General features: G+C 49.5%; 25 protein-coding genes and 6 tRNA genes. 16 read left to right on the top strand and 15 right to left on the bottom strand.

What is annotated here, in order from left to right; all coding sequences use genetic code 11:
• Positions 1-43: 43 nt before the first annotated feature.
• The 3 genes from ACGHTT_RS08030 to ACGHTT_RS08020 are packed head-to-tail and all read right to left on the bottom strand — an operon-like array spanning position 44 to position 2,795.
• Complete coding sequence (locus ACGHTT_RS08030; protein WP_390594606.1) at positions 44-925, bottom strand: rhomboid family intramembrane serine protease; 882 nt, start codon at positions 923-925, stop codon at positions 44-46.
• A 9-nt stretch (positions 926-934) separates the two neighbouring features.
• Positions 935-1,897 carry a metallophosphoesterase gene (locus tag ACGHTT_RS08025; protein ID WP_390594605.1) on the bottom strand — a complete coding sequence of 321 codons (963 nt, stop codon included), beginning with the start codon at positions 1,895-1,897 and terminating at the stop codon, positions 935-937.
• A 16-nt stretch (positions 1,898-1,913) separates the two neighbouring features.
• The gene (locus ACGHTT_RS08020; protein ID WP_390594604.1) at positions 1,914-2,795 is read right to left on the bottom strand and encodes an NAD(+) kinase; all 882 of its coding nucleotides are present in this window, start codon (positions 2,793-2,795) and stop codon (positions 1,914-1,916) included.
• 59 nt (positions 2,796-2,854) lie between these two features.
• On the opposite strand from ACGHTT_RS08020, the gene ACGHTT_RS08015 reads away from it, so the two are divergent.
• On the top strand, positions 2,855-3,883 hold the full coding sequence (locus ACGHTT_RS08015) for a DUF1853 family protein (RefSeq protein ID WP_390594603.1): 1,029 nt from the start codon (positions 2,855-2,857) through the stop codon (positions 3,881-3,883).
• Here ACGHTT_RS08015 and ACGHTT_RS08010 read toward each other — a convergent pair.
• From ACGHTT_RS08010 to ACGHTT_RS07990, 5 genes are all read right to left on the bottom strand, one after another.
• Complete coding sequence (locus ACGHTT_RS08010; protein WP_390594602.1) at positions 3,832-4,980, bottom strand: cyclic nucleotide-binding domain-containing protein; 1,149 nt, start codon at positions 4,978-4,980, stop codon at positions 3,832-3,834. The genes ACGHTT_RS08015 and ACGHTT_RS08010 overlap by 52 nt on opposite strands.
• The gene (locus ACGHTT_RS08005; RefSeq protein ID WP_390594601.1) at positions 4,977-5,885 is read right to left on the bottom strand and encodes a 1-aminocyclopropane-1-carboxylate deaminase/D-cysteine desulfhydrase; all 909 of its coding nucleotides are present in this window, start codon (positions 5,883-5,885) and stop codon (positions 4,977-4,979) included. The genes ACGHTT_RS08010 and ACGHTT_RS08005 overlap by 4 nt, the downstream gene beginning before the upstream one ends.
• Before the next feature lie 95 nt (positions 5,886-5,980).
• On the bottom strand, positions 5,981-7,327 hold the full coding sequence (locus ACGHTT_RS08000; RefSeq protein ID WP_390594600.1) for a sodium:proton antiporter: 1,347 nt from the start codon (positions 7,325-7,327) through the stop codon (positions 5,981-5,983).
• Positions 7,328-7,931: 604 nt separating this feature from the next.
• Positions 7,932-8,008, bottom strand: a tRNA-Asp gene (locus tag ACGHTT_RS07995).
• Positions 8,009-8,054: 46 nt separating this feature from the next.
• Positions 8,055-8,130 (bottom strand) — tRNA-Val (locus tag ACGHTT_RS07990).
• A gap of 162 nt (positions 8,131-8,292) precedes the next feature.
• Between ACGHTT_RS07990 and ACGHTT_RS07985 the strand changes: the two genes are divergently transcribed.
• The 3 genes from ACGHTT_RS07985 to ACGHTT_RS07975 all read left to right on the top strand — a co-directional run bounded on the left by ACGHTT_RS07985 (position 8,293) and on the right by ACGHTT_RS07975 (position 11,069).
• Positions 8,293-9,783, top strand: a complete 1,491-nt coding sequence (locus tag ACGHTT_RS07985) for a nitrogen regulation protein NR(II) (RefSeq protein ID WP_390594599.1) — start codon at positions 8,293-8,295, stop codon at positions 9,781-9,783.
• Positions 9,784-10,031: 248 nt separating this feature from the next.
• Positions 10,032-10,547, top strand: a complete 516-nt coding sequence (locus ACGHTT_RS07980; RefSeq protein WP_390594598.1) for an acyltransferase family protein — start codon at positions 10,032-10,034, stop codon at positions 10,545-10,547.
• Between the two features lie 186 nt (positions 10,548-10,733).
• Entirely contained in the window at positions 10,734-11,069 is a 336-nt protein-coding gene (locus ACGHTT_RS07975; RefSeq protein WP_390594597.1) for an acyltransferase family protein, read from the top strand.
• A 220-nt stretch (positions 11,070-11,289) separates the two neighbouring features.
• Here ACGHTT_RS07975 and ACGHTT_RS07970 read toward each other — a convergent pair.
• From ACGHTT_RS07970 to ACGHTT_RS07960, 3 genes are all read right to left on the bottom strand, one after another.
• Positions 11,290-11,365 (bottom strand) — tRNA-His (locus ACGHTT_RS07970).
• A 41-nt stretch (positions 11,366-11,406) separates the two neighbouring features.
• Positions 11,407-11,483 (bottom strand) — tRNA-Arg (locus ACGHTT_RS07965).
• A gap of 36 nt (positions 11,484-11,519) precedes the next feature.
• Positions 11,520-11,596: transfer RNA gene (locus ACGHTT_RS07960), tRNA-Pro, on the bottom strand.
• 248 nt (positions 11,597-11,844) lie between these two features.
• On the opposite strand from ACGHTT_RS07960, the gene folD reads away from it, so the two are divergent.
• Both folD and ACGHTT_RS07950 read left to right on the top strand, forming a co-directional pair.
• Complete coding sequence (folD, locus tag ACGHTT_RS07955) at positions 11,845-12,687, top strand: bifunctional methylenetetrahydrofolate dehydrogenase/methenyltetrahydrofolate cyclohydrolase FolD (protein WP_390594596.1); 843 nt, start codon at positions 11,845-11,847, stop codon at positions 12,685-12,687.
• 155 nt (positions 12,688-12,842) lie between these two features.
• A complete protein-coding gene (locus ACGHTT_RS07950; protein ID WP_390594595.1) occupies positions 12,843-13,622 on the top strand; it encodes a pseudouridine synthase in 780 nt (259 codons plus the stop codon).
• A gap of 1 nt (position 13,623) precedes the next feature.
• Here the strand turns inward: ACGHTT_RS07950 and ACGHTT_RS07945 are convergent, their stop codons facing one another.
• Positions 13,624-15,063: a coniferyl aldehyde dehydrogenase gene (locus tag ACGHTT_RS07945; protein ID WP_390594594.1), complete on the bottom strand. Its 1,440-nt coding sequence runs from the start codon at positions 15,061-15,063 to the stop codon at positions 13,624-13,626.
• A gap of 105 nt (positions 15,064-15,168) precedes the next feature.
• On the opposite strand from ACGHTT_RS07945, the gene ACGHTT_RS07940 reads away from it, so the two are divergent.
• From ACGHTT_RS07940 to ACGHTT_RS07930, 3 genes are read left to right on the top strand one after another with little or no spacing between them, the layout of a single operon-like run.
• Positions 15,169-15,870 carry a TetR/AcrR family transcriptional regulator gene (locus tag ACGHTT_RS07940; RefSeq protein WP_390594593.1) on the top strand — a complete coding sequence of 234 codons (702 nt, stop codon included), beginning with the start codon at positions 15,169-15,171 and terminating at the stop codon, positions 15,868-15,870.
• The gene (gene rsuA, locus ACGHTT_RS07935) at positions 15,860-16,549 is read left to right on the top strand and encodes a 16S rRNA pseudouridine(516) synthase RsuA (protein ID WP_390594592.1); all 690 of its coding nucleotides are present in this window, start codon (positions 15,860-15,862) and stop codon (positions 16,547-16,549) included. Before ACGHTT_RS07940 ends, rsuA begins: the two co-directional genes overlap by 11 nt.
• A gap of 4 nt (positions 16,550-16,553) precedes the next feature.
• Positions 16,554-17,624, top strand: coding sequence for a class I SAM-dependent methyltransferase (locus ACGHTT_RS07930; protein WP_390594590.1), 1,071 nt, complete (start codon positions 16,554-16,556; stop codon positions 17,622-17,624).
• Positions 17,625-17,673: 49 nt separating this feature from the next.
• Here ACGHTT_RS07930 and ACGHTT_RS07925 read toward each other — a convergent pair whose 3' ends face one another.
• Positions 17,674-18,252, bottom strand: coding sequence for a DNA-J related domain-containing protein (locus ACGHTT_RS07925; RefSeq protein WP_390594589.1), 579 nt, complete (start codon positions 18,250-18,252; stop codon positions 17,674-17,676).
• A 237-nt stretch (positions 18,253-18,489) separates the two neighbouring features.
• Here ACGHTT_RS07925 and ACGHTT_RS07920 point away from each other — a divergent pair.
• The 5 genes from ACGHTT_RS07920 to ACGHTT_RS07900 all read left to right on the top strand — a co-directional run bounded on the left by ACGHTT_RS07920 (position 18,490) and on the right by ACGHTT_RS07900 (position 22,386).
• Positions 18,490-18,564, top strand: a tRNA-Asn gene (locus tag ACGHTT_RS07920).
• A 70-nt stretch (positions 18,565-18,634) separates the two neighbouring features.
• A complete protein-coding gene (locus tag ACGHTT_RS07915) occupies positions 18,635-18,916 on the top strand; it encodes a pyrimidine/purine nucleoside phosphorylase (RefSeq protein ID WP_390594588.1) in 282 nt (93 codons plus the stop codon).
• Positions 18,917-19,062: 146 nt separating this feature from the next.
• Positions 19,063-20,247, top strand: a complete 1,185-nt coding sequence (locus ACGHTT_RS07910) for an HD-GYP domain-containing protein (RefSeq protein WP_390594587.1) — start codon at positions 19,063-19,065, stop codon at positions 20,245-20,247.
• Positions 20,248-20,347: 100 nt separating this feature from the next.
• Entirely contained in the window at positions 20,348-20,806 is a 459-nt protein-coding gene (locus ACGHTT_RS07905; protein WP_390594586.1) for an Lrp/AsnC family transcriptional regulator, read from the top strand.
• 221 nt (positions 20,807-21,027) lie between these two features.
• On the top strand, positions 21,028-22,386 hold the full coding sequence (locus ACGHTT_RS07900; protein ID WP_390594585.1) for an HD-GYP domain-containing protein: 1,359 nt from the start codon (positions 21,028-21,030) through the stop codon (positions 22,384-22,386).
• A gap of 566 nt (positions 22,387-22,952) precedes the next feature.
• On the opposite strand, the gene ACGHTT_RS07895 is transcribed toward ACGHTT_RS07900, so the two are convergent.
• The gene (locus tag ACGHTT_RS07895) at positions 22,953-23,567 is read right to left on the bottom strand and encodes a glutathione S-transferase family protein (RefSeq protein WP_390594584.1); all 615 of its coding nucleotides are present in this window, start codon (positions 23,565-23,567) and stop codon (positions 22,953-22,955) included.
• Complete coding sequence (locus tag ACGHTT_RS07890) at positions 23,567-24,466, bottom strand: MBL fold metallo-hydrolase (RefSeq protein ID WP_390594583.1); 900 nt, start codon at positions 24,464-24,466, stop codon at positions 23,567-23,569. The genes ACGHTT_RS07895 and ACGHTT_RS07890 overlap by 1 nt, the downstream gene beginning before the upstream one ends.
• A 145-nt stretch (positions 24,467-24,611) precedes the next feature.
• Here ACGHTT_RS07890 and ACGHTT_RS07885 point away from each other — a divergent pair, with 145 nt between their 5' ends.
• Together ACGHTT_RS07885 and ACGHTT_RS07880 are read left to right on the top strand one after the other, a co-directional pair.
• Positions 24,612-25,085, top strand: a complete 474-nt coding sequence (locus ACGHTT_RS07885) for a chemotaxis protein CheX (protein WP_390594581.1) — start codon at positions 24,612-24,614, stop codon at positions 25,083-25,085.
• A 148-nt stretch (positions 25,086-25,233) separates the two neighbouring features.
• On the top strand, positions 25,234-26,181 hold the full coding sequence (locus ACGHTT_RS07880; RefSeq protein ID WP_390594579.1) for a DegV family protein: 948 nt from the start codon (positions 25,234-25,236) through the stop codon (positions 26,179-26,181).
• Positions 26,182-26,222: the final 41 nt, after the last annotated feature.

The raw sequence follows: 26,222 nt of genomic DNA, 5'->3' as shown, positions 1-26,222 counted from the left end.
ATCTATTGCGCGCTATAATTTACATGCACTACTTAATTTTCACTTACTCGTTAATTTTTTTTAGCCTATTTAGTTCGAGCTTCCGCGTGATCACACCCAGTAAACCGAGACATATGCCACACAACAAACCACCGAGATGAGCCCCGTTTGCCACCTGCCCGTCAATAAATCCATCGACCACGCCAGTAAAACAAACCACCAGCCAAAGTAACATAAAGCCAATAACGCCAGAATGTAGTCCAAAGCCCTCGCTGGGATGATATTTTTGCCACATCCAAATGTAGCCTAGGTAGCCGTATAACACGCCAGACATGCCGCCGAAAAACGCAGGGCCAGACATAATATATTGCAGTACATTTGACGCTATACCTGTTAAGAGCGTAATGGCAATGAACTTACCTGCCCCCCGCCTCGTTTCTATTCGCCGCCCCATCTCCCAAAGCCAAAGACCATTAAAGAGAATATGAAACAAACCAAAGTGTAAAAAAATGGGCGTTACTAGCCGCCAGTACTGCTGTTGCTCAAGGACAAAATTCAAATCTGTGAAGTACAAACTATTGCCACGCACAAGCACATTGGTAAATGTTAGCCAATGAACCCAGTTAAGATTCACATCAAGGTAAACCAAAAGCGCGCCCGCCACACTCAACACGAGCGCCGACAAGGTCACCCAGGTGGCGCGCCAATTAAACTTGCGGCGACCGCTAGCGATCGGACTATGGTTTATCGGAACCGCCAGGGTTCCTTCGGACTGCGCTTGTAACGCTTGAGCTAATATGTCGCAATGCGCTTCAGATGCGAGCCAAACAACTTGCTCGCCAGCGTCTTCGCTGACCCAACAAGGAATATCCGCGAGCTGTAGCGTGCGCAACACTGCGGCCAAATCCAACGACAAAGGTAGTCGCTTCGCTTCAAACCATTCCATTCATGACACTCATGGGATATCAACATGAACCCAAGTAAATTTATCTGGGTCGATTATTCTTTCATCGTCAATTGAATAGGCAACGAGGCGCCCATACTTAACCGCGCTGTAGTCTAAACACGCTAAGTTATCGGCTATCGGCTTGGGTTTTCCAGACAGCCAATAATGGCCAATAAACAACGGCACTTCATTCTTACCGTACCGGTTTATCTCCAGTTCATCGCCACTAGCCAAGGGTTGACTGGCAATAGCATCGGGTAAAGGATCGGGTTGAAAAGCTAAGTCACCGTAAGTTTTTGGTTTTCTGCCCCAGAAACGAGCGCGAAAAGATCGGCGCTCGAAGCCTTCCGCACTTTGCATGGCGGTGCCTTTGGGCAAGGGTAAATCTCTGCCGCGGGTGAGGCGACTGATACATTGCCACTCAAAGGAATCCGTATCAGCCGTCGCAGCAAGGAATTCATCATCAATTGTTAACTCAGGGTAGCGCACATTGAATTCATCAATGTAGCTTTGATCCCAGCAGGCGTGAACCACGCGAAAATTTTGTTTTTCAATATACAACGGCAGTGTTTTAAACCACGCGAGGAACATGGCCCATTCATCGGGAAAGTCTTCAAATTGGGCTAAGGTTTCTGCAATTAAGCGCGTGTGGCGCTCTGTATGCTCTCTCAGATACTTCCGAGAAGCGCCCTTAGGCGCTGAGGTATGGAAGCCAATGGCATCAAACTCATGGTTGCCCATGATCATTTGCGCACTACCCACGTCACACATGGCTTTAACAATATGCAAAGCTTCGCGAATGTGCGGGCCGCGATCGACAATATCACCGGCAAATATCGCTTGCCTGTTCGGGTGACGAAACACACCATTCAGTTTTTCGTAGCCTAACTTATCTAACAGGCGCTCAAGCGCGTTAGCACATCCATGCACATCGCCAATAATGTCGTAGCCTGAATAAGTCGTCATCGCCATTACGTAGGGGCGCCTCTTAATCCACTAGATGACTACCCCACCCCAATTTGGTGCGGCAAGTTTCATAAAAGTTATGATTTAACGGATGAATCAATTGCAACCTGTGGGGCTTTTTATGCACGTGTATCTCGTCGCCCGGCTCTGCAACCACGTGCGTCTGACCGTCACAGGTAACATGGGGAGACGTCGTATTGTGATCGCCCACTAAAATTTTAATTTCGCTATTGCCGTCTACTACAATCGGGCGGCTTGAGAGTGTATGAGGATTCATCGGCACTAGCACAATGGCCTCAAGCCGTGGGTGCATAATTGGGCCGCCGCCACTGAGAGCATAAGCTGTTGAACCGGTCGGCGTTGAAATAATAAGGCCGTCTGAACGCTGACTGTAGACAAATTGGCCATCGATATACAGTTCAAACTCAATCATGCGAATAAATTGACCTGGATGCAGCACCACGTCATTTAAGGCATCACCCTGACCTACCGCCTTGCCATTTCGAGTCACCGCCATATCCAGAAGAAAGCGAGACTCCATCATGAATTTACCGGATAACACCTCTGCGGTTTTTTCCTCGATGTCATCGGGCGAAATATCGGTTAAAAAGCCTAAACGGCCACGGTTAACACCGAGCACAGGCACTTTATATTTCGCTAAAGAACGTGCAGCACCGAGCAGACTGCCGTCGCCGCCAACCACTATAACAAGGTCACAGCGCTGGCCAAGTTGCTCTCTACTGGCAACCTCACAGTTGTGACCTGAAAAATCACGTAACAAGGTATCATCGAGCAGTACATGCTTATTTTCCCGCTCGAGAAATTTGATCAACCGCTTGAGGGTGTACACAGCGCGATCGCCGCCAAGGCGACCAATTAAGCCGATTGTAGAAAACTCTGCCATTTAGCTGGTACTCTGCATGTTTAGGCTCGACAGTATAACGCCTGCGAGGTCAAAAAACATTGCCCACACCTGACCAAATCCTTGCCTGGCGCGGCCAACAACAGGCCCGAGACCTCGCATGGAGCCTGACGAGCAAAGAATTACCCAAACTAGATTATGTCAACAGCCTCACCAAGCAAGACTATGGCACGCTTAGCCGAAAACAAATCACTGAGCTACCATCAACGCCATTACTAGAACCGAAAAAACGACTGGGTTTGTATTTCGAGCAGCTCTGGCAGCTTCTAGTGAGCCATCATTTTAATCAAACGGTCATTGCAGCGAACCGACAAATCATCCACGCGGGAGCTACCTTGGGCGCGCTCGATTTACTCAGCTATTGCGATCAAAAAAGAACCTATTTTCACTACGAGCTAGCGGTAAAGTTTTACCTGGAAGCAAAGTATTCAGACCAAGCTACAGGGTGGATAGGCCCCAACAGCCGTGACAGATTAGACCTTAAATTAGATCGTCTGTTAAACCATCAACTACCACTCGCTCTCGACCCGAGGGCGAGACTGCAAATAGACCAATGGCTTGCAAACAAAGAGATGCCCAGCATAGAAAGCACTAAGTTCAAGCAAAAGCTGGTCATGAAAGGCTGGCTGTTCCAACACTATCAACAGCCAACGGGATTAGAGCACTCAGATTATGTCAATCAAGAGTGTAGCAATGGCCGCTGGTTACATTACGGGGAGACGCCGCATTGGCTAGAACAGCACGGCAAGACCGATAAACACTGGCTGCTATTACCGAGGCTTTATTGGTTAAGCCCAGCCAAATGCCCTGTAGATTTTGTAAAAAATTTAAGCCCTACAGAACTCGGAGCCTACAGCCAACTGTATTTGGAGACGCCAATTCTACTTAACACCCAGAGCCTAACCAAACTCATGCAGGGACAACGCAAAATACCCAATGCCCAAGCTTTATTGGTGGCCGAGGTGGAATTAGGTGCAGACCACTGGCTCGAAAAACGTCGTTTTATGTGGGTAAACGACTACTGGCCCGCGTCGATGACAGCTATTGCGCGCCCGTCTCGCAATAAATAATCACCTTTGTTGATCGCCAACTGTCGACGTAAATCGAGGTCTTGATTTACTCCCTTCTGCAAATAACTAACTTTATAACCTAGCTTTTGCAAAAGGTAGGTTGCAGCGTGGGAGCGCCTGCCCGTATCACAATAAAGCACGTATTCCTGCGCCAAATCGAGCATGCGTGTTTTTAACCGCAACAGACCAAGGGGAATACTAACGGCTTGATTTAAATGCCCAAGGGCATATTCATCTTCAGTGCGCACATCAATCAAAACCGCGTGAGTCTGCACCGACTGAAGTGCTGTTAGTGGCAGCTGATTAACCTGCGGCTCCTTGAGCAAATGAATAAAGTCGAGTTTATCCATCACCATCAAGACACCATCTGTAGTCATTTTTACAGTCGCATTTCGAACCGTTTCGTTGACCAACGCATCTTCACCAAAGCAACGCCCAGGCCCAATATCTGCCAGATGAATCGGCCGCTGCACACCGTCCGCGGAGCGAAGCACTTCGGCACAGCCTTCTTTAATGAAATAACAACCATCGCCTATTTCACCCTGGCGTAAAATCACCTGGCCTTTCACGACCCTCTGCGGCCGTAAGCGAGTGAATATATCGCCAATATTGGTGGGTGGAACCTTGAAAAAAAGATTCGACTTAAGCACCGTTAACATCCAGTCGACGTCTTCATCAAGCTCAGGCTGATAGGCGGTATCAATCTGCAAATACTCCGCAACCTGACTCCAGGTTAATAGCTTGTCTAATTGCTCACTATTAATTCGAAGGATACTGCTATCAGTTAACGCAACGGCTGAACATGGCCTAGGCTGCTCATCCGCCAAAGGAAACAAGCTGCTACGACCCTTTACCAACGCTGAACTACCATCGGGTTTACGTAGCTCAACATCGCCATGCAACAGATAAATATGCTGGCGATCGTAACTACCGGCGTCGAATAAGCTTTGCCCTTTAAAGGCCATTTGCGCAGGGCAATGCTGCAACAGCTCCAATAAGTGCGCATCGCCCATGGCTTTCAGCGGCACTAAGGTTCTTACCCAACCAAAATCTAAGGCCGAAGACTCTTCCATTAACGCTATATCCATACCCTTCATACGCTATGCCACTCCAACCCTCGCCGCCCTTGTAAACCGCCTGTATGTAAAGCCAGCAAACGGGAACGGGGGCGCCAATATTCCCTCTGAGCTTGCTGGGCGATGACCCAAAACAGCTTCCCAGTATACACCTGATCTAAAAGTATGCCGGTTTCATCATAAAACTCATCCATAAATGCCAGTAGTGCCGGCGTCGTGCGAGCATAACCTCCCAACCCATCGCCCTCCATTAAACGCCACTTAGCAGAAGGAACCGAGCCTATGCTCTGAGTAATCTCATCCGACACGGGACTTCTACCGCCTTTTAACGTCGCACCTAATACTGAAACACCTGAAACGCTCCAATCCCGTGGCAAACCCATGGCTAGCCCAGCCAGAGTGGTTCCGGTAGCCACCGGCAAAAGCACATCGTCATAGGGAGATGGGCGGCCAAACTGAGCCAAGGCTTGCGCCGCAATGCTGACGCCAAGCTCGGTACAACCAGCCATACCCGCGGCGTTTGCACCGCCTTCTGGCACCACATGAAGCTCAAGCGGGTCGCGGTTCAGTAATCTCGCCACCGCTGCCAAGCGCTCAGACTCAGGTAAAGCTCCCGTTAAGCGCCGATACTCGACTCGAGAAGCAAATACCAAACGCATTCCCGCCGCCTCCACATCAGCCAACGTAGGACTGAGCCGAACCGGCCTCTCGCCGCGCACTATGCCAACGCATACGATCCCATACGCTTGCGCCGCCAAGGCGAGCGCGTGCAGATGATTAGAAAACGCACCGCCGAAGCTAACTACCACGCGACAGTCGTTAACCGCATGTAGGTTGTGATACAACTTGTAGTATTTATTGCCCTGGCACCAGGCGGGTAACAAATCATCCCGCCTAACCCAAAGCTCTAAACCATGGTTATCCATTAAGGTCCAAGTAACCCGCTGCACCGGGACATGAGAAGCCGTCTCAGCAATTGATTCCGCGATAAAAACCATAATTAAACTGGGGAACTCTTACACTAAGAGGACGCTGCCATGGCGTGAACAAGCGTCGCTCGATGGGTAGCGCAACGGTCATTTTCACCTGGGTGAAAGTCATTGGGGTTATGAATTCGGTCAATCGGCACGCCGCAGACACTACCGTCTGAATTTAACGCGCAGCAGGAGGGGTTTTGGTAATGAACGAGCCAAGTGCGGTATTGCACCGGCGTCAGGCCACACTTCTTGGCAGCATAATCCTGAGGGCTTTCGGTGTACACGGTTAAGTCCGCAACGGGAATCGTAATGTGCCCGGCACCGGGCTGATAGGCCACAAAGTTAATACCGCGCTCCTGAAGATGGCTTAATACCTCATTACCTGAGTTACTGACCAGATTTTGAACTTCGTCCCTTAGCCGAGCAACCTCTTCATTTAAACTCGATTCCTGCTCATTGCGATACATTAACTCCATATCGCGCATCTGTATCATGTCTTGTAATTCAGAGGTCGCGGCCTCAACCTTCAATTGCATCTCTAATTCATACTGCTTACGCAAGGATTCGATGCTTTCTTTTTCACCCGACTGGGCCGACTTTAACTTGTGCTCGAAGTACTCGCGTATCCCGTCCATCTTTACCATTTGCGATTCCATGCGCTCTTTCAGTTGCGCATTGAGCAATCGCATATTTTCAATGTCCTTATCCTGCTCGGCTAAACGCTCTTGATACCGTGCCAGCCGACTCTGATGCTCAGACTTCAGCGTATCGACCTGCTCCTGAAACTGATTTTTCTGAACCCCCATCCGAAAGCGCTGCTCTTTTAACAGTTGCGCAACATGAGTTCTTACCTCAGTTTCATATTTTTCCTTTAGTGCCCGTGCCGACGCCGTATCCATGCTGGCTTGCGTCGCTTGATGAGCCATTGCAGCCTCACCTTGCGGAGCCTTGAAAATAAGCCCCAGACGATTGGCCTTCACGGACTTTTTCAGCATGGAAAAATTATTTTTACCGCTAGCCATGCTAGGGTCCCAAAGCTTGGGCTGATGCCACTCGATTGCGCACTGTGAGGCGCAGGCCAAAGCGATTGCACCAGCTCCTAAATCCGGGCCACTTTTTGCAGTATCCGCAAGCTGCGCTAAGGGAATATTCCAGCGCCGATCGGGGAAGCCTTCGGCGTCGAACTCGATGTAAAAAAATACCGCTGCGACCACGAAAAAACGCGCGTTAATGCGAACATAAACGCCCTTAACCTGTTTATTGGCAAACTCAGGGATAGGGACATAACCATCGAGAATGGCCTCGAACTCGGGATAGAGCATCTCCCGAATGATTCGATTACCTTTGAAGACGTAAACCGCTTCAGCTAACTCGTCTGGCGCGAATGGCATAACACAAGTCCCATACCGACCCACATCGGCTAAACCGTAGGATCAACGCCCACGAGGATAATAAGTTCATCAACTATAGAAGGTGTAAGTATGATCGACAATAAGGATGAGGGCTGTGATGAACTCACCAGATTAAGGAGGGAATAACAAATCTGGTGTTAACGGGGAACTACAAACCTAAGGACTCACTGACCCAAGGCTCTTCAGACTCTTCGGCCTCCAGTAAGTCCAACAACTCTTCTACATAATCCTGCATGATATATCTCCATATCTAAAACTTAACTTTTTAATGCCTAATGAGCATAGTCAACATTCATGACATCTGCATGACAGCTTTGAAATACGACACAAACAGCCTAATGGCCCACCAAGCGAAGCCTCAGACTATTAAAATCGCGAAAGGTTCAGCCATGCCACTGAAATTCAGCCTCAAGCATGAATAACATGCAATCGAGCAATGGAAAGTAAAGCAGAAGGAAATCCGGGGCTCGCAGCGAAGGGAAAATTACTTGCGGCTCTTGAGATGAGGGATATAACTCACACGCGCTAATAATCCAGCCTACAAATAAAAAAGCCCTCGCGAGGAGGGCTTTTTTATTTGTAGTGGCGGACCGGACGGGACTCGAACCCGCGACCTCCGGCGTGACAGGCCGGCATTCTAACCAACTGAACTACCGGTCCGCATAACCGGGCTGGCGTTATTAACTGCGTTAACAACTACCAAATATGGTGGGTGGTACAGGGGTCGAACCTGTGACCTACGCCTTGTAAGGGCGCCGCTCTACCAACTGAGCTAACCACCCGTTGTTCAGGTCGCGCATTCTACCGTTTTAGCCGAGCCTGTCAATCACTTTACTAAAAAAGCTAACAAATTGATTTATAAACGCTTTTTGACCATTTATTAACCAGAGCAGTGAAACAGAAAAAGGCTATACAATAGCCCAAAACGGCAACTAGAGGCAGGCATGAGCAAGCCCGAAAAACACACTACCCGCTACCGCCCCACTCCGCTACATATTGGCTACACCAGTGCCCTACTGCTTATGCCCAGCTTGTGCCATGCGAGCATTAGCAGCGATCTCGATCTCGGGTTCTGGACCTTACTCGCCCTTGCAGCCTTGCAAGCCGTGATGATTGGTCTGCTACAAAAGAGCCGCGTCAAATATAAACGAGCGCAAATAGCCCTAGAGCAGGCCAAGGCCAACCTAGAATCACGCATTGAAGAACGCACTGAATCGCTACGCAACACCAACAATCAACTGTCGGATGCCGCCGCAAGACATGAAATTGCCGAAGAACTGTTAAGGGAAACGCAAGACTATCTGCACTCCATCATCAACTCTATGCCTTCCGTGTTGATCGGTGTTAGCCGCGCGGGCCATATCACTTTGTGGAATGCCGCGGCGGAGCGGCTTATCGGTATCAGTTCAAAAGCCGCGCTCGGCAACAGTATTGATGAAATCTACCCAGAGCTGGTGATTTCACAGGCCACGATTGAAGCGGCTATCGACTCGCAAATCCCACAGACCCTTGAAAATCTCCAGCAAGGCAGTGGCAATCACGCCAGCTATTCCGATATCACCGTTTATCCGCTCATGGCGCTAGACATGGGTGGCGCCGTCATCCGCATCGACGATGTAACACTGCGTGTGCGGGTAGAAAACATGATGATTCAAAATGAAAAAATGTTATCCCTGGGCGAACTTGCCGCCGGCATGGCACATGAAATCAACAACCCGCTGGCCGCCATTTTAAACAATGTGCAAAACATCATTCGACGTACCGATGCCAAGCAAGACATGAATAAAGTAGAGGCCGGAAAGCTTAAGGTAGATTTAGCACAACTGGATCGCTATTGGCAGCACAGAGACATTCCCACCTTTTTAAACCACATACGCGAAGCAGGTGAAAGATCCGCGCGCATAGTCAGCAACATGTTAGAGTTTTCGCGCAGCCAACACCGCGATCAATCGCCCACCGACATCATTCAACTACTGGATAACTCACTCGACTTAGCCACCCAAAGCATGCAAATTGACACGGGTGATGATATCGAACTACCCAGAATAGTAAAAAACTACGACACCAGTCTACCTAGACTCACCTGCTCCGCCGTTGAAATCCAGCAGGTCATTCTAAATCTATTGCGCAACGCCTTTCAGGCCTTCCAACAAACAGAATATGGCGCGCCGCTAAATCCAATCATTAGGGTCGCAACCTACATAGACAATGATTGGTACTGCGTTGAAATCGCAGACAATGGCCCAGGCATGCATGAAAATGTGCGCCGGCACATTTTCGAGCCTTTCTTTACCACCAAGGATGTAGGTCAAGGTACAGGACTAGGCCTTTCCGTTTCGTATTTTATTATCACCGAACACCATGGCGGCCAAATCAGCGTGGAATCACAACCGGGCAAGGGCACCACGTTTATTATTAAGCTGCCTATGCGATAAAAAACACGCCCAATGCGTTAATGAGCGTACACGACGTTTTAGAAAAAGCAGGCAAGTAAAAAACTCAAACAACATGTGTTCCGGAGTTTTTCTGGTATGAAACACTCTTGAAAGCCAGAACCGCATTGCTTTTTACGACAGCACTGCTAAATAGCACTGAGGCACGACTGGCATCACCACACAGCTATAGCGCTTACATTTTCCAGAAGAATCCATTCTGCAATTCATTCGAGCAACCGGAGTAAGCTTTGGAAATCAGGACGTTAAATACACTGCGAGGTCTGGCGGCGCTCATTGTTTTTATTACTCACTTTAGCGACGCCACCAACTGGCTTGACGGGAGCCTAGGCGGCCCCGCGGGACAATACGGCGTGATGCTATTTTTCTTACTTAGCGGTTTTTTGATGTCATATCTATATTTTGATAGACAGTTCAACCCCGCCAACCTTAAAAGCTACGCTCTGGCCCGTGCCGGTAGAATTCTCCCCCTCTATTTTCTCGTTGTATTTGGCTCTTACCTACTATCCCTAACAGGGGCTGATGGGCTTTATGAAATTACTGACGCCAACGCATTACTATCCCACTTACTTTTCATGCATGGAGAGAGCGTCCTTTGGACAATTTCGCCGGAAGTGCAATTTTATTGGCTTTTGGTTTTTTGCAAAATCGAGAAGCGGCTATATTTATATGCTTATACTCGCCATATTGATTATTCTTTTTTTTACAAACTTCCCCAAAGTAATTGGGAACATCGGCGGCATTAAGTCCAACGTGTTTTATTTATTTCGGAGCCTGCCCTATTTTCTTATTGGCTTAATCTTAGGAATGCAGTATAAATCCTTCACCGCACCAGAATACTTACGGCGACACTGGTTCATACTCGCACTCTGCCTCATCCCATTACTGTACCCACAGTTTTCGCCCGTAACATCTGACGCAAAGACCAAAATGTGGCTAAGTTACGAAGTACTACTTGTTATGAGCACGGTATTTTTTGCATCGTATTTTTAGTGCCTAATAACAACATATTACTCGCCAACAAAATCGGCGATTTCATGGGGAAAATATCCTACTCTCTGTATTTACTACATATCCCAGTTATTACCCACGTCAATACGCTCGATATGCTGGTTGAGCTGAAGCTCGTATTAGCTCTTATTTTGAGCACCTTCATTGCCTACCTATCGTTTAGATACATTGAGAAACCAGCGGCAAGGTTAATACGAAGCATCGCATCAAATAAGTCGGACGAAAAAGGCAAATGTAAAGCAGTCAGCCCAACATGAGCCATTTAAAGATAAATATGGCGAGCACAAACTAGGGTCAGCTAACCGCTCGATCGGTCAAAATGGCGATGCCGCCGATATACACACAAGCATCAAAGATTGTTGGACCAATACGGCTATACCCAAAGAGTAGAATAAAGCGGTTTATAGCAGGTGTGATCAAATGCTTTGCATCAAAAGCAGCAAGGCGGGAAGTATCGATAGGATGAAAAATAGAAAATGGGGTGGACGAGGGGACTTGAACCCCCGACGACTGGAATCACAATCCAGGGCTCTACCAACTGAGCTACGCCCACCATAATGCGGTGTGGTTGTTACAACTGACCGGCTGCCAACATGGCGCGCCCGGCAGGATTCGAACCTGCGACCCACGGCTTAGAAGGCCGTTGCTCTATCCGACTGAGCTACGGGCGCTGATCGACACCTAAGTGTAACTAACGCTAGGAAAATTGGTCGGAGAGGAGGGATTCGAACCCCCGACATCCTGGTCCCAAACCAGGCGCGCTACCAGACTGCGCTACACTCCGACATACCTGTTACGGCCTGTTGCCGTTTCAAGTGGAGCGCATCATACCCATGCACCCTGCCCTCGTCAACGAAAAATATGAGGATTTTTTCATAATAGGTATCTGATTACTTTAGCCTTTTTAGTCACAGACACGGCCACCGCCGCCCGACTCTTTCTGGCCTATTGGCGCTCTGCGGCAGCTGTGGGACAATGCGCGGGCAGATTGAACCTACCCCCTATTAAACACCTATAAAGGAAAGCACTGCCATGGCAGCACTGCTACTTGACGGCAAAGCTCTTGCCCTAAAGACAGAACAAGAACTTAGCGCCCGCGTGGCGGCACTGAAAACCAAAAGTGACGGTCAAACCCCCATTTTGGCAACCGTCTTAGTGGGCGACGACCCAGCCAGCGCCACTTACGTAAAAATGAAAGGCAATGCCTGCGAGCGCATCGGCATGGGCTCAATTCGAGTCGAAATGCCGAGCAGCACAACCACAGAGCAGCTGCTGGCGAAAATCGACGAATTAAACACCAACCCTAACGTACACGGTATTTTGCTGCAGCACCCGGTGCCGGCGCAAATTGACGAGCGCGCCTGTTTCGATGCCATAGCCCTGCACAAAGATGTCGATGGCGTTACCTGCCTCGGCTTTGGTCGCATGAGCATGGGCGAAGAGGCCTACGGTTGCGCCACACCGAAAGGCATTATGCGTTTACTGGAAGCCTACAACATTGAGCTGGCCGGCAAACACGCCGTGGTGGTTGGCCGCAGCCCTATTCTCGGCAAACCCATGGCCATGATGCTGCTCGGTGCCAATGCCACCGTTACCATCTGTCATTCGCGCACGCAAAACCTAGCTCAGCATATTAAGCAGGCCGACATTGTTGTGGGCGCCGTGGGCAAACCGGAATTTATCAAAGCCGAGTGGATTAAAGATGGTGCCGTGGTTGTGGATGCCGGCTACCACCCAGGTGGCGTTGGCGACATCGAGCTTGCCCCACTCATTGGTCGCGTCAGCGCCTACACACCAGTTCCCGGCGGCGTTGGCCCAATGACGATTAACACGCTGATTTATCAATCCGTCGACTCAGGCGAAAAATCGATTTAAGTTTGGCTTGCAAGCTACAAGGCGGTTGGCCGCCCCCAACAAGCTACGAGCTTAACGCACCAAAACGTCTCACTAAAACCAAGCGCTGACGCAAGAAAGGCTTGGTTTTTATTTTTATAATTCACCTTTCCATTAAACCGGACAGCCGGCACCCGATGACTGAAAAGCTCCCTATTATTTTTCGAGACGAACACCTGGTCGCCATCAACAAACCATCGGGCTTATTGGTGCATCGCAGCCCTATTGATCGGCACGAAACGCGGTTTGCAGTACAAATACTGCGCGATCAAATTGAACAACACGTCTACCCTATTCATCGGCTCGATAAGCCCACATCAGGCATTTTGTTATTCGCGCTCAACCCGGATGTCGCGCGTGCGCTCAGTGAAGATTTCGCCGAGCACCGCGTACAAAAACACTATCTCGCACTTTGTCGCGGCCACATGCAAAGCCAACACTGCGATCACCCGTTATCGGTAAAATTAGACCGCATTGCCGACAAACATCGCGCCACCGATAAAGAACCACAAACTGCACTCACTGAATTTTATACGCAAGCCAGGTGCGAACTGCCTTTTGCGGTAGACAAATACCCGGTGAGCTACTACTCCCTTGTGCTATGTAAACCTAAGACCGGCAGAAAGCATCAAATTCGCCGCCATATGAAACACACGGGGCACCCCATCGTGGGCGATGCGAAACATGGAAAAAGTAAACACAACCACTTCTTTGCCAACCAATTCGGCGCTGACCATCTACTACTCAGTGCCGTAGGCTTGGACTTCACCCACCCGGTGAGCGGCGAAAAAATTAGCCTGAACTGCAACGCGGCACCAAAATTCATTTACGCCATCAGTCAAATTGACTGGCAAGAAAAAGGCTGGCAAGAAAACTTACCAGCCCAGTGGCTTAATATAGCACTGACGGATCAGTGAATTATTTACCGATCAAAAAGCCCAACACCTTATCGACCAAACCACCATAGGGCGGGTACAACATTTTCATGCCATTAAAGCGTGGCTTATAGAGCACTGATTTTGGTTTGCTAAAGGTTAAAAAGCCCTCCTTGCCGTGATACTGCCCCATACCCGACGGGCCAATACCGCCGAAAGGTAAATCATCCACCGCGACATGGAACATAGTTTCATTAAATACCACGGCGCCCGAATGAGTCTCATCCAGCACGCGCTGCTGCTGTGCCTTATCGAAACCAAAATAATATAAGGCTAAAGGCCTGTCGCCTTCGTTCACGTAGCGAATCACTTCATCCAAGCTATCGTATGTCAACAGTGGTAAAACCGGGCCAAATATTTCCTCTTGCATCAGCATCATGTCACGCGTCACGTTGGTGACCAACTGCGTTACCGTGCGGCGCGTGCCGTCGGTGACCACCTCATCGGTTACCGGCTCAACCAGAGCGCCCTGCGCTTGCGCTTCTTTTACCCAGCCCTGTAAACGTTGATTATGACGGTCGCTAATTACAGCTGTCACGTCGGGATTATTATTAACCGTGGGGTAAAAGGTATTGAAGGCTTTTTTATAGGCAACCTTAAATGCGTCGAGCTTTCTGCGCGGAAGAAAAATATAATCTGGCGCCACACAGGTTTGCCCCGCATTCATCGACTTACTGAAACACAAACGCCTTGCGGCCTCTTCGATATCAAAATCATCGGCGACAATAACCGGCGACTTGCCGCCCAATTCCAAGGTTACCGGGGTTAAGTTTTCAGCGGCTGCGCGCATGACGTGCTTGCCAATGCTACCAGCGCCGGTAAACAAAATATGATCGAAAGGCAATGATGAAAACAATGCCGCCACGGCGGGCCCACCATTAACCACGGTAACGTGATCGGCGGAAAAGGTGTCGGCTATGAGCTCGGCCAACAACGCAGAGGTTGCCGGCGTGGCCTCCGGCATTTTTATCATCGCGTGATTACCCGCGGCTAACGCTGTCGCCAAGGGGCCCAAGGCTAAAAACAACGGATAGTTAAACGGCACCATAATGCCAACTACGCCGAGCGGCTGATAGTAAACACGCGCCTTGCCTGGCTGCATGTGCAACGCCAGATGGCGCTTTTCCGGCTTCATCCACTTAGCTAAGCGCTTACACAAGTAATCAATCATTTCTGTCATGCTAAGAATTTCAGCCAGCTTCATTTCATGGCGCGAGCGCGCGGAAAAGTCGGCTGTCATGGCATCCATTAACGCGTCTTGATGTTTTAGCAGCATGGATTTCAAGCGTTGCAAATTTGCTTTGCGCTCGCCCACCGACGGCATGGGGCGCTTGCCGTAGCTGGCACGCTGGGCGGCTAGCAGGCCCTGTAGCTGCTCGGCACTTAGATCTGCATGGGTAAACGCGGGCGCGGCGGTGTTCATGGACACTCCTCAAAGCTGGAAAATGATATTGGTGCAGTTTTAGAGTATTTGCTCTAGAGAGTCAAGCAGGTATAATCCCACTCCGATCAATCGCCGCGCCAACTCATGACAAAGAACCAATCCAGCCCCCAGCCGAACACCCGCGACCGCATTCTCAGCATCAGCCAGACGCTGTTTAATGCGCGCGGCGAACGCGTAGTTACCACCAACCACATTGCGGCCGAGCTGGGTATATCACCAGGTAACCTCTACTACCACTTTCGCAATAAAAGCGACATTATTGCCGAACTGTATCTGCGCCACCAAGCTCACGTACTAGCGCTACTCACGCCGCCCAGCGACAGAGCATTCACCATGGTGGATAAAGCCGCGCTACTCGAACAACTAGCCGACGCGCTGTGGCATTGCCGATTTTTTTACCGCGACACTGAGCACATACTGAGTGAATCAGCCACACTGGCAGAGTTGCATAAGCGCACATTCGATACCGTTTTTGAAAAAACCTTGCAGTTACATCAAGCCTTGGCAACGGCAGGTTTAATAAAAGCGAGTCCGCAAGAACAGCGCGACCTCAGTTACAACGCTTGGATCATCCTTACTAACTGGATCAGTTTTTTACGCACCACACTACAAGTCGATATTGGCGATGATAATAACCAAGCGCTCATTCGCCGCGGCGTGTATCAAGTGCTCGCCCTCGAGAAGGCCTTTATGACACCAACTGCCCTTGCGCAACTCGGCAACTTAGCTGATAGCTATTACGTTGCCCTAGATCAACCAAAACCGAGTACGCCCGATGCGCATTGATCGCTGGGTAAGCCAAGCAACAGACCTGAGCCGAAAACAAGTCCAAGCCGCACTCAAAGAGGGCCGCATTACGGTGAACGAGGGCGCCGTCACCAGCCCAGCATTCCCCGTAAGAGCAGAAGACGTTGTTAGCCTCGACGGTGAAAACATCAAAGCCGCCGGTGCGCGTTATTTCATGTTACATAAACCGGCTGGTTACCTGTGCGCCACCACTGACGCACACCACCCCACGGTGCTCGACTTATTGGACGAGCCCAACCGACACGGATTACAAATTGTCGGCCGATTGGATTTAGATACCACGGGACTACTACTCATCACCGATGACGGCCGCTGGAATCATCGCGTCACTAGCCCGAAGCGAGAGTGCGCAAAAACCTATTTGGCGACGCTGGCCGAGCCGCTCGTCGATAGCGCCGAAGCACAATTTCGCCAAGGTATTTTACTGCGCAACGAAACCCACCCAACGCGGCCAGCCACTATCGAAGCCTTACCGGACAACCAATGCCGGGTCACAATTTCTGAGGGTCGATACCACCAAGTTAAACGCATGCTCGGCGCGGTCAATAATCGGGTGATTGCCTTACACCGCGAGCGCATCGGCGACATTTTACTCGACCCCACACTCGCCGAAGGCGCCTATCGCCCACTCACGCCCGACGAAATAAGCAGTATTTAGCCCTATGAAACCTCACAAATTATCCAGCACCGACCGACTGCTTTCTAACACATTGGCGCAAGCCTGCGAGCAAACGCTCTGGCTGGCAGACGAAAATGTGCTCGCACTACTGGAGTCCACTCAGGGAGAACTCCCTGACCTCATGACCAACCGGTACGATATTCACATGCGCGCTAAAGAACGAGCAAAGCGCGCTTGGTTTGCCGATTGGGATTTAACGCCTTGCTTCAGCACGCAAACGTACCGACATATTATTTTTCGCATTTCAAAAGAAAAATTAGTGAATCACCACATCCTCAATCAACTGGCCGACAAGCTAGAACCCGGCGCAACGATTAGCCTTATTGGCCAAAAAAATGAAGGTATTAAAAGCATTGCCGACCATGCTGCGTCCTGTTTTGGCAATAAGAAAATCAATAAATCCGGTAGCGATTACACGGTTACAATTGACGTAAATGATAAGCCGGAAGCCAAGCTAGACAGCCAAGATTATCCAAGCCTTCGGCCTGCAGTGACCTGGCAAGATGACGTGTTACTGTCCAAGCCCGGCACCTTTGGCTGGCAAAAAATCGATGACGGCAGCGCCTTCCTGTTAAGCCAACTAGGAGGTCTTCTAGAACACTTACCGAAACCCAAGCGCCTACTGGACCTCGGCTGTGGCTACGGCTACTTAAGTGCCGGCGCAAAACTCACTACCAAACAGGCTTGGCCCAACACCCAATGGCTAGCGACTGATAATTGCGCCGCGGCATTGATCGCCTGTCATACCAATTGTGGAAGTTGGGCTGACGTTTTTGCCGGCGATAGAGGCTTGGATGAACATGGCAACACCCTACGTGCACCCGTCGACCTGATTTTATGTAACCCACCCTTTCACCAGGGCTTCTCTCCCACGGGCGATATTACCGAGAAATTTCTCAAGGCCATGCAGCGCTGGCTTACACCAAAAGGTCAGGCATTGATTGTGGTGAATCAATTTGTCGGTATCGAAAAACGCGCGCAGGGTTTGTTTAAAAGCTGTCAAACAATCGCCGACAACGGCAGCTTTAAAGTCCTACTATTAACCCGGCACTGAGGGCTACTCGCTAACACTCACACATAGGCTATTGATTGACGCGGCGATGTTAATTCAGCGAACGCTTTAACAGGGAAAAAGCGCTATTGAGCGCCTGCATCTGATCTTTTGAACCGCCTCTATCTGGGTGGCTGACCATTACCTGGCGCCGGTACTGCCTTTTAAGTGTCGCAAGATCCTCGACACGCTCCAATTCCAACAGTGCCAGCGCCGCCTGGATGTCGCCACGTACGTCATCGCAATGTTGTTGGTACTTGCGCCAAAACTCGTCTAGCAGCTGATCCACTGCCGCCTCATCAAGCACAAGGTTTGCCATGTCGAGATAATAACGAGCCAAATTACCCGTATCAGGTTTGCTTAACGCCCTTCCGTCTTCGGAGTTTACCGCAGACCTAGGTGCCCACTCGACACCAATAGGCGAGAACTGCCAATCGCAACTCTCGTCTTGCGCCGCTAGTTGATACAACGCATTGCGCAATAAAAAATGCACCCGATAGAGCGAAGCCTGCGTCTCACAGCGAGGATCCAGGTAACCTGTGGTACGCATCCAGCGCAACAAATCATTTTCGCGCAAACTCAAATGGCCGAGTGCTTGGCACTCATTCACCCTATCGGCAACAGCTGTCATTAAAGGATTCATTGATTTCATCGGTCTTAGTGTGGGTAGCCTGCTTAAAAAAAGCAAAAGATAAGAACCCACACAGACACTAAAGCCTAACCCACTACCCCAGTTGGTTAGACTTTATACAGTCTGCGCAACCCCTATCCAAGTGCGCTAAGCCCATGAATTTTTTTATAAAAATCCCTTGACCACTTCGGGATCAGCCAATAAGATACGCGCCACTTCCAAAGAGGAAGTCGTTTTTCCGGTGTAGCTCAGCGGTAGAGCAGCGGACTGTTAATCCGTTGGTCGCTGGTTCGATCCCAGCCACCGGAGCCATATTTTGAAGCCCTGAATACCCCGTATTCGGGGCTTTTTTATGCCCGTCTCGCGCAAAAAAGGAACCACAATGTTTAAAGTTAATAGCTATTTCGACGGCAAAGTTACTTCCATAGCCTTTCAAACGGCCACCCTACCGGCAACCACTGGCGTCATGGCCATAGGCGAATATGAGTTTGGCACCAGCCAACGGGAATACATGACCGTAGTCAGCGGCTCAATGGACATAAAAATGCCCGGCAGCGACAGTTGGCAGCACATCGCCGAGGGCGAAACGTTCATAGTCGAAGCAAATTTAAAATTTGGTGTCAAAATCACGGTAGAAACTGCTTATTTGTGCAAATACGAGTAAGCCTCTAAAGTCCTATGGCTCTGCTCACAGCGACTTGCTAAACTGGCTCTTGAATCTGAAGTAATGTTTCGAAGAGCCCAGTGCCCACACAAAACACCCCCCCTAAAAACAGCAGTAAATTAACCATAGATGAACTAAGGCTGGGCATGTTCGTCTCTGATCTTGATTGTGACTGGCTAGTCACGCCATTTCTATTGCAGGGCTTTGAGATTGAGAATCTCGAGCAGATCGAAACCCTACGCACTCACTGCAAACATGTTTGGGTAACCACCAAAACCATTCCCACCAACCCAACTACCCCGCTTTTAACCATTTCGGCAGAGCCGGCCAAAAAAACTACAGTGCCCACGCAATCTGTATCGGTCAGTGCCGAAGAAGAGCATCGCCAGGCGCGCGGAATTTACAACACGAGCAAACTCGTTGCCCACAATATTTTAAACAGTGCCGCCTCCGGACCACCAATTAGGATTCCCGACGCCGACGCCACCGTTCATCATTGCGTGCAAAGTATATTGCGCAACCCAGACGCACTCCTATGGATGTCGAAAATCCGCAATAAAGACGAATATACGGCAGAGCACTGCCTTAACGTCTGTATTTTGGCGATAGCCTTTGGTCGCCACCTAGGCCTGCCCGAACAAGAGCTTTACAAAGTCGGCACCGCCGGCCTCTTGCACGATGTAGGCAAAATGCGCGTCGCGCCAGCCGTACTAAATAAACCCGGCAAACTCACACCGAAAGAATTTAAAGCCATGTCCGCGCACGTTGTGCACGGCCGTAATCTACTGCAACAAACCCCAAATATCGCCAAAGAAGTTATCGATGCAGCGCACTCGCACCACGAGCGCATCGATGGCACGGGCTACCCCCGCAAACTCAAGGGCGAGGACATTTCCCACTTATCAAAAATTATTTCCATTGTAGACACCTACGACGCCATCACGAGTCATCGCTGTTACGCCACGGCTAGACCAACCACCGAAGCCTTGAAAATTCTTTATGAGCAACGCGGCCAGCAATTCGATACCGAGCTCACACTAGCCTTTATTAAGTTTGTTGGTCTCTACCCGCCGGGTACGATTGTCGAGCTCGCCAATGGTCGGCTTGGGCTAGTCTTGGCCACCAACGAGCAGGCCAAACATCTACCTAAAATAATTTGTGTCACTGACGTCAATAAAGAGACCTGTAAACAAGAGTTTATCGACTTATCCCTCATTGGCCGCGGCGAATTGAGTGAAGACCACTTAATTAAACAGCTCCACGTCGATGGCAGCTTTGGTATTCACCTGCGCGAGTTTAAAGCCAAAGGGCTCAATTTCGCGATTGGTTAAAACCCTCGACCACTACCAACCCGCCTTGGTAATCCGCCTGACTTCAGCCAACATTACACGTATAATTGCAGTTTTCGAACAGATTGTGACGAATTCCGCCATGAAATTTAGTGAAAGTGAAAGGCGTATCCTCAGGGCTCTGCAGCAAAATGGTCGCACCAGCAATGTCGAGCTGGCACAAAAGGTCGGCTTGTCAGAATCCCCCTGCTTTCGCCGTGTAAAGCAACTTGAAGACACCGGTGTCATCTCCAATTACGCCGCCATTGTCGACCAACGCAAACTCGGCTTAGACGTTACAGCCTTCGTACAAGTCACTCTCGATCAACGCTCGGAACCCGATACGGAGGCCTTCCTTAGGGCTGTTGAATTAGAAGACAACATCATGGAGTGCTACGCCACTAGCGGCGACTACGACTTTCTCCTGCGTGTGGTGGCAAAAAATATCGACGACTTCGCCGATATCAGCATGCGTAGAATCCTAAAATTCCCCGGTGTTAAAAACATCGTTTCGACCTTTAGCCTACAAACCGTCAAGCTCTCGCACGTACTTCCCACCTAACAAGCCCTCCCCCTGATTTCGCCTGCTACACTTTCTGTGCGATCAAGCCACAGGTGTAATCAGGCCCCCAGTAACAAAACTGTTATGGTAGCCATGACTTTTGCAGCGAGTATTTGCGCACAAAGACATCTCTACGGCGAATGATCAACTAAACTAATCACCGGAAATAGCCATATAACTAGGAAAAGGCTCACGTTACCAGCAAAGGACCCGCGCGCCGCATGAACCCAACAACGCACTATCTACTCGAAAGAAAGGCCATTCAGGATGCGAGCCAACAAGATGGCAGCCCCTTTTTCTGTCAACACCTCGTAGAGCTGAATCAAACCCAAAAGGTACTTGCCAAGGAAGACATCTGCAATAAACAGGGCGCGATCATTCTCAAAAAGGGCGAGGATATATGTGAGCAACGCGCGCAAAAAATCATCCAACACAAGCTAATCAAGCCAATCGAACAGAGCATTGAACTATCCGAAACTTACAATGCAGAAAAACTATTCAACTACATGAAGAAATTTGGCAGCACAGTGCCAGGGCTGCAAGTCGTTACAGGCTCGGATGACTATATAAGCAACCTAAAAAAGATGTGTAGCTATTACGGTAAATTTCCGTTAATAAAGCAAACCTTAACGGTGTTGGCAAACCGACTACACGACATCTACAACGATAGTGTCTTTACCGCGCTGGCAAGCCTTGCCATCGCGATGCAAATGAAGCGCTCGGAGCGAGAGCAGCAAATCATTTTTATGGCGGCATTAACCCACGATTGTGGATTTCTTTACATACCCAACGAACTTGCCCACAAAAAGCAAGATTTTACCCGCACCCAATGGCACTCTCTACTGGCACACCCCATTATTGCGAAGCGATTTTTAGACTCGGTCGCCGACCTACCAAAGGAAGTGGCCGCGGCCGTTATTGATCATCACGAGCGCACCGATGGCACCGGCTACCCACATCAAAAATTTGGCGATGAGCTTAGTATTAGCTCGCAAATTATCGGCATAGCCGACGACATAGTGACCAGCTATAAGGCCTATGCTGGCTACGACCAACATACACATCGCATGATATTGGCTGCTCTAAAACTGAATGACCATTTGCACTTTGAAGCCGTCTTTAAAGCCACCGCCATTTTGTTTCAAAAATACCCAAAGCCGCAACAGCCACCGACTCGAGGCGCCGACGCGCAAGCGCTATTAAACCGCCACCAGCAGATTCAACCCTATTTTGAGGCTATTCGAACACTTGCGCGCAAAGTAATTACCAGCACAAAACATCCACTTAACCGTTCAATAGCGTCCATGCTAGGCCGTCTAGCGATATCGATTGTGCGCGCCGGATTACTGCAAGAAGAGCACAAAGCATGGCTGATAGAAATGACCGTCTCGCCAAAGCCCGATGAGTTAGAACAGCTGTTGGAGGTAGGTGTTATGTACGATCAAATCGACAACCAGCTCCTGCACCTGAAGAACTTACTGCTGCGAGTACTCGATGATTTAACGCCACAACAGGGCGACTTAAAAGCCGCCGCAGAAGAACTCTTCGGCGCCAGCGAGGCACTACCCAGCAACCTGTGAACTTCGTAGCTGACTCTCTTCCGCTAGGAATTTCCCAATAAAAAAATCCGCGAAATAAAGTGACAAAAGCGTTACTAGAAAAGCATCAGCCAATGCAATATAACGACACACAAAGCAAGAGCGTGCACCTAACCTAAGGTGCACATCACTATGTATATTAATGACGTAAAAAAGAATAATGCGCTGTCGAAAATCGAGCGTCTCCAGCACCGACTAAAAGCTCAATCTTTTAATCTTCGATTGGCATCAGACTATAGGCATGTTGCAGCACAAGACCGACATGAAAATCCAACCCATGCTGACGCTTATCGCGTACGGCCCATCCATTTCACCACGGCCATTCTTGCTCAGTATTCGCATCTCAACTGGAACTAAAACAACCTGAATATTAAGGCGTTGATTAAGCATGGAAGGCGTCAGCTTTCAAGAGTTACAAGACAGTCCTCGCGGTCAACTAGCAACTTGCCTGTCGACCGACTTGGGCCGGAGCAACCAACTTCTGGCGGATCTTTCACTTAAGCGACGAGAACAACTGCCGCCGGGTGGTCAACGTTGAACCGGCTTAGCTAGCAGCTGGCACTCGGGCGCGCACTTACAGCTTGATACCAACGCTGCAGATGCTGCCATTCAGGCGCCGGCCGTAACTTCACCACACGGGCAAAATCCACGGCGCATAAGGCCGTGATATCAGCTACAGAAAACTGATCACCAGCAAGATACGCCGAACTGGCCAAGTGTCCATTCAAGCTCTCCATAAACGCCAAGGCTTGACGACCACAGTCTTCGCCATATTCCGCCACGGGTTTCATTCGGTCCTTGAAGTAGCCGGTGGTATGCTGAAAACACATGCCTACTGGCAACAACAAATGAAACTCCGCACGGCGCTGCCACATCTCAATCGTGGCCTGCTGTTTGGGCGTCTGCCCAAACAGACAGGGCTCTGGGTGCAGCGCTTCAAAATAACGACAAATAGCCATCGACTCGCCGATATAGGTGCCGTCGTCTAGCTCGAGCACTGGGATTTTTGTGGTGACATTTTTTTGTTTATAAGCGTCAGTTAAATTTTCGCCGGATTGAATATCAACCTGGACAAATTCAACGTCGGGTAACAGCCGTTTCTCCGCCAAAAACATGCGCACTCGGCGGGCATTGGGCGCTGTTTTCGTTTCAAAAATACGCATTAAATAGCCCCATACACCAAGGCTACCCAAACGTCAGGGGCCAGAAAGCCGGCACCCCACTTGGCGTCAAACTTAGCCGTAGGCTTAGCCGCAACTACCGCTTCCACAGATAAGCCCTTTGCCTTCAGCTTTTTCACATCGGCATAAACGGTCGACAACATATCATGGTAGGCCTGCAATTCCGCTTTATTACTTAACTTACCATGGCCAGGAATAATTTTAGTTTTGGCATCAATTTTTTTAAGCACATTATCGACAGCCTGAATAACGCCCAATACGTTGCCGCCACTGCTCGCATCAATAAAAGGATAGAAGCCATTAAAATAGGTATCGCCCATGTGAACCACGTTAGCCTTGTCAAAAAACACAATGGCGTCGCCGTCGGTATGGGCTGCTTTTGGGTGTTCCACGTTAATGGTTTCGCCATTAAAGTGGAAACTCAAAGACTCTTCAAAAGTGATTACTGGTAGCGCAACACGCGGCGCGGGCGGAACTTCCTTTTTAAACGCTTCAATCACACCACCAGCTTCGAGGCGGGTGCGCACATTGTGATGAGCAACGATAATGGCATCGCGCCTGGCAAAATTCTCATTGCCACCTGTGTGATCAAAATGCCAATGGGTATTAATCAAAAACTTAACCGGTTTATCTGACAAGGTCGCAATTTTAGCTTGGATCTGCTCAGTTAAAGGTGCAAATTGATCGTCGATTAAAAAAGCACCATCCTCGCCCACACTAAGGCCTAAATTACCGCCCGACCCCGTTAGCATAAAAATACCATCAGCCACTGGAACCGCATCAATCGTCACCTCTGGACCTTTATCGTGCGCTTGGACTTGCGCACTCATAAACACCGCAGCCAAACAGGCGATGAACGTTACCGCTTTATTGAAGTACATAATCCCTATCCCTCTTAAAAATGCTATATCTAGCTTTAGTCTATAGAACTTATTGTTCTGTGAAAAATCCCCTGTGCAACCGCGTATCGGGCCTAATCATTCCTATACTGGATCAACCTGTCAGCTGATAAGTGGTTCTGCGTGAATGAATAGTACGTTGATTCAGCCATTTTACAACGCACTCGAGCAAGTGCTTTTAACCATGGCGCAATTGGAAACCAATCCAGGCCCTAAATCCGTAAAGAGTAATGCCATCGCCAGTGGCGCCGTATCAGGCCTGATTGCACTGGATAGCGACTCCATGTCCGGCAGCATGGCTATTAGCTTTTCGCGCGAGCTGATTCTCGACATTTTTCAACGAATGCTGGGCGAAGAACACCTAAACCTCGATGATGAGTTGTGCGATCTTGTGGGCGAAATCACCAACATGGTAACCGGCGCGGCAAAGCCTGGCTTAGTGGATATCGGCATCAATTTAGACTTGAGCCGCCCCACCACCGTCTCCGGTTTAAATCACAAGATCGAACATTTGGCCCAAGGCCCCGTTTTCAGTCAGCAATTAATAGCCAGCTCGGGCTTAGCTACCTTAGAAATTTGCCTGCACGAAAGGGCTCAATAACCATCAATGCTGTTATTGACGACACGTCTGTAAGCCAAAACGTACAAACACTGCTGTGTTTTCCTGTCAGAAAATCGATGAAAGCGCTGATACCGCTACCCAGCCTTTAATTCTATAGTGACATCATATTATGGAAAGCGAGGTTGTCATGGAAAATTCAAGCTCTAACCGCATCGGAATTGCAGTTGACTCAAGTTGTGATTTATCGCCAGAGTTTATTTGCAAACACGGCATAGAAATTTTGCCGATTTATATCCATCACGCCGACGGCACCTACCAAGATGACCGCAACACCATAGCGATGGCAGACTTTTACCGTGACCACTCGCGCAGCCGCTACAACACGGCGCAATCAGAGCCTCTTTCTGTTGACGATGTCACGCAGATTTTTGAAAAGCACTTTTTGCCCAAGTACGATCGCGTCAACGTGATCACCATCAACAGTCGCAAAAGCCAAGTCTATAATCGTGTCACTGAAGCGGCGATGATTAACGAACCCAAGTTTCGCGATAAAAGCCAGCGCCCAACGCCCTTCCGTATTCGCATGCTAGACAGCTACTCGATGTTTAGCGGTCACGCGGTATTGGTTGCCGAATTTGCCAAACTCATTCATGAAAAGCGCGAAACACAAGCTAAAGCCATCGCCCGTATCAACACCTTGCGCGACAAGGTCTACGGCTACATAGTGCCCTTCGACCTTTCTTATATGCGCGAGCGCCGCAACCTGCGCAAAGGCGACCATAAAATCAGCTGGCTTTCCTACAAGCTCGCGGAAACCTTTGGTATTAACCCAGTGATCGAGCTACACAACGGCGAAACCCACGCTTTTAAAAAGAGTAAGGGCTACCAAGGTGCACTCAAGGATCTCTTCGAACACGCAAAGAGCTCAATTCTATCTGGCTTAGCCACTGACACCATCGTGATGAGCTATGGCGGACTATTGGAAGACATCCAGAGCAACCCCGACCTTGTAGCATTCAGAGCCTTCGCTAAACAAAAAGGCGTAAAAACCATGCTGTCGATGATGTCGGCAACGGCTGCTGTCAACGTTGGCCCGAAGGCTTTTTCTCTGGCATTCGCCCGAGAGGAGCACTGATTTTCGAAGCACCCGATCAGGTTTATAGACATAAAAAAGCC

The organism is Simiduia litorea, assembly GCF_042853465.1.
GTDB classification, from domain to species: Bacteria; Pseudomonadota; Gammaproteobacteria; order Pseudomonadales; family Cellvibrionaceae; genus Simiduia; species Simiduia litorea.
This window is presented reverse-complemented; position numbering and strand designations above follow the sequence as displayed.

Bases quoted from the DNA above. Each gene is read 5' to 3' on its own strand.
- ACGHTT_RS07985 (WP_390594599.1), top strand. From the start codon at position 8,293: ATGAGCAAGCCCGAAAAACACACTACCCGCTACCGCCCCACTCCGCTA.
- ACGHTT_RS07885 (WP_390594581.1), top strand. From the start codon at position 24,612: ATGAATAGTACGTTGATTCAGCCATTTTACAACGCACTCGAGCAAGTG.
- ACGHTT_RS07910 (WP_390594587.1), top strand. From the start codon at position 19,063: ATGTTCGTCTCTGATCTTGATTGTGACTGGCTAGTCACGCCATTTCTA.
- ACGHTT_RS08025 (WP_390594605.1), bottom strand. From the start codon at position 1,897: ATGGCGATGACGACTTATTCAGGCTACGACATTATTGGCGATGTGCAT.
- ACGHTT_RS08005 (WP_390594601.1), bottom strand. From the start codon at position 5,885: ATGGATAACCATGGTTTAGAGCTTTGGGTTAGGCGGGATGATTTGTTA.
- rsuA (WP_390594592.1), top strand. From the start codon at position 15,860: ATGCGCATTGATCGCTGGGTAAGCCAAGCAACAGACCTGAGCCGAAAA.
- ACGHTT_RS07895 (WP_390594584.1), bottom strand. From the start codon at position 23,567: ATGCGTATTTTTGAAACGAAAACAGCGCCCAATGCCCGCCGAGTGCGC.
- ACGHTT_RS08020 (WP_390594604.1), bottom strand. From the start codon at position 2,795: ATGGCAGAGTTTTCTACAATCGGCTTAATTGGTCGCCTTGGCGGCGAT.
- ACGHTT_RS07900 (WP_390594585.1), top strand. From the start codon at position 21,028: ATGAACCCAACAACGCACTATCTACTCGAAAGAAAGGCCATTCAGGAT.
- ACGHTT_RS07930 (WP_390594590.1), top strand. From the start codon at position 16,554: ATGAAACCTCACAAATTATCCAGCACCGACCGACTGCTTTCTAACACA.
- ACGHTT_RS08010 (WP_390594602.1), bottom strand. From the start codon at position 4,980: ATGAAGGGTATGGATATAGCGTTAATGGAAGAGTCTTCGGCCTTAGAT.
- ACGHTT_RS08030 (WP_390594606.1), bottom strand. From the start codon at position 925: ATGGAATGGTTTGAAGCGAAGCGACTACCTTTGTCGTTGGATTTGGCC.
- ACGHTT_RS07950 (WP_390594595.1), top strand. From the start codon at position 12,843: ATGACTGAAAAGCTCCCTATTATTTTTCGAGACGAACACCTGGTCGCC.
- ACGHTT_RS07940 (WP_390594593.1), top strand. From the start codon at position 15,169: ATGACAAAGAACCAATCCAGCCCCCAGCCGAACACCCGCGACCGCATT.
- ACGHTT_RS07905 (WP_390594586.1), top strand. From the start codon at position 20,348: ATGAAATTTAGTGAAAGTGAAAGGCGTATCCTCAGGGCTCTGCAGCAA.
- ACGHTT_RS08000 (WP_390594600.1), bottom strand. From the start codon at position 7,327: ATGCCATTCGCGCCAGACGAGTTAGCTGAAGCGGTTTACGTCTTCAAA.
- ACGHTT_RS07915 (WP_390594588.1), top strand. From the start codon at position 18,635: ATGTTTAAAGTTAATAGCTATTTCGACGGCAAAGTTACTTCCATAGCC.
- ACGHTT_RS07945 (WP_390594594.1), bottom strand. From the start codon at position 15,063: ATGAACACCGCCGCGCCCGCGTTTACCCATGCAGATCTAAGTGCCGAG.
- ACGHTT_RS07880 (WP_390594579.1), top strand. From the start codon at position 25,234: ATGGAAAATTCAAGCTCTAACCGCATCGGAATTGCAGTTGACTCAAGT.
- folD (WP_390594596.1), top strand. From the start codon at position 11,845: ATGGCAGCACTGCTACTTGACGGCAAAGCTCTTGCCCTAAAGACAGAA.
- ACGHTT_RS07925 (WP_390594589.1), bottom strand. From the start codon at position 18,252: ATGACAGCTGTTGCCGATAGGGTGAATGAGTGCCAAGCACTCGGCCAT.
- ACGHTT_RS07890 (WP_390594583.1), bottom strand. From the start codon at position 24,466: ATGTACTTCAATAAAGCGGTAACGTTCATCGCCTGTTTGGCTGCGGTG.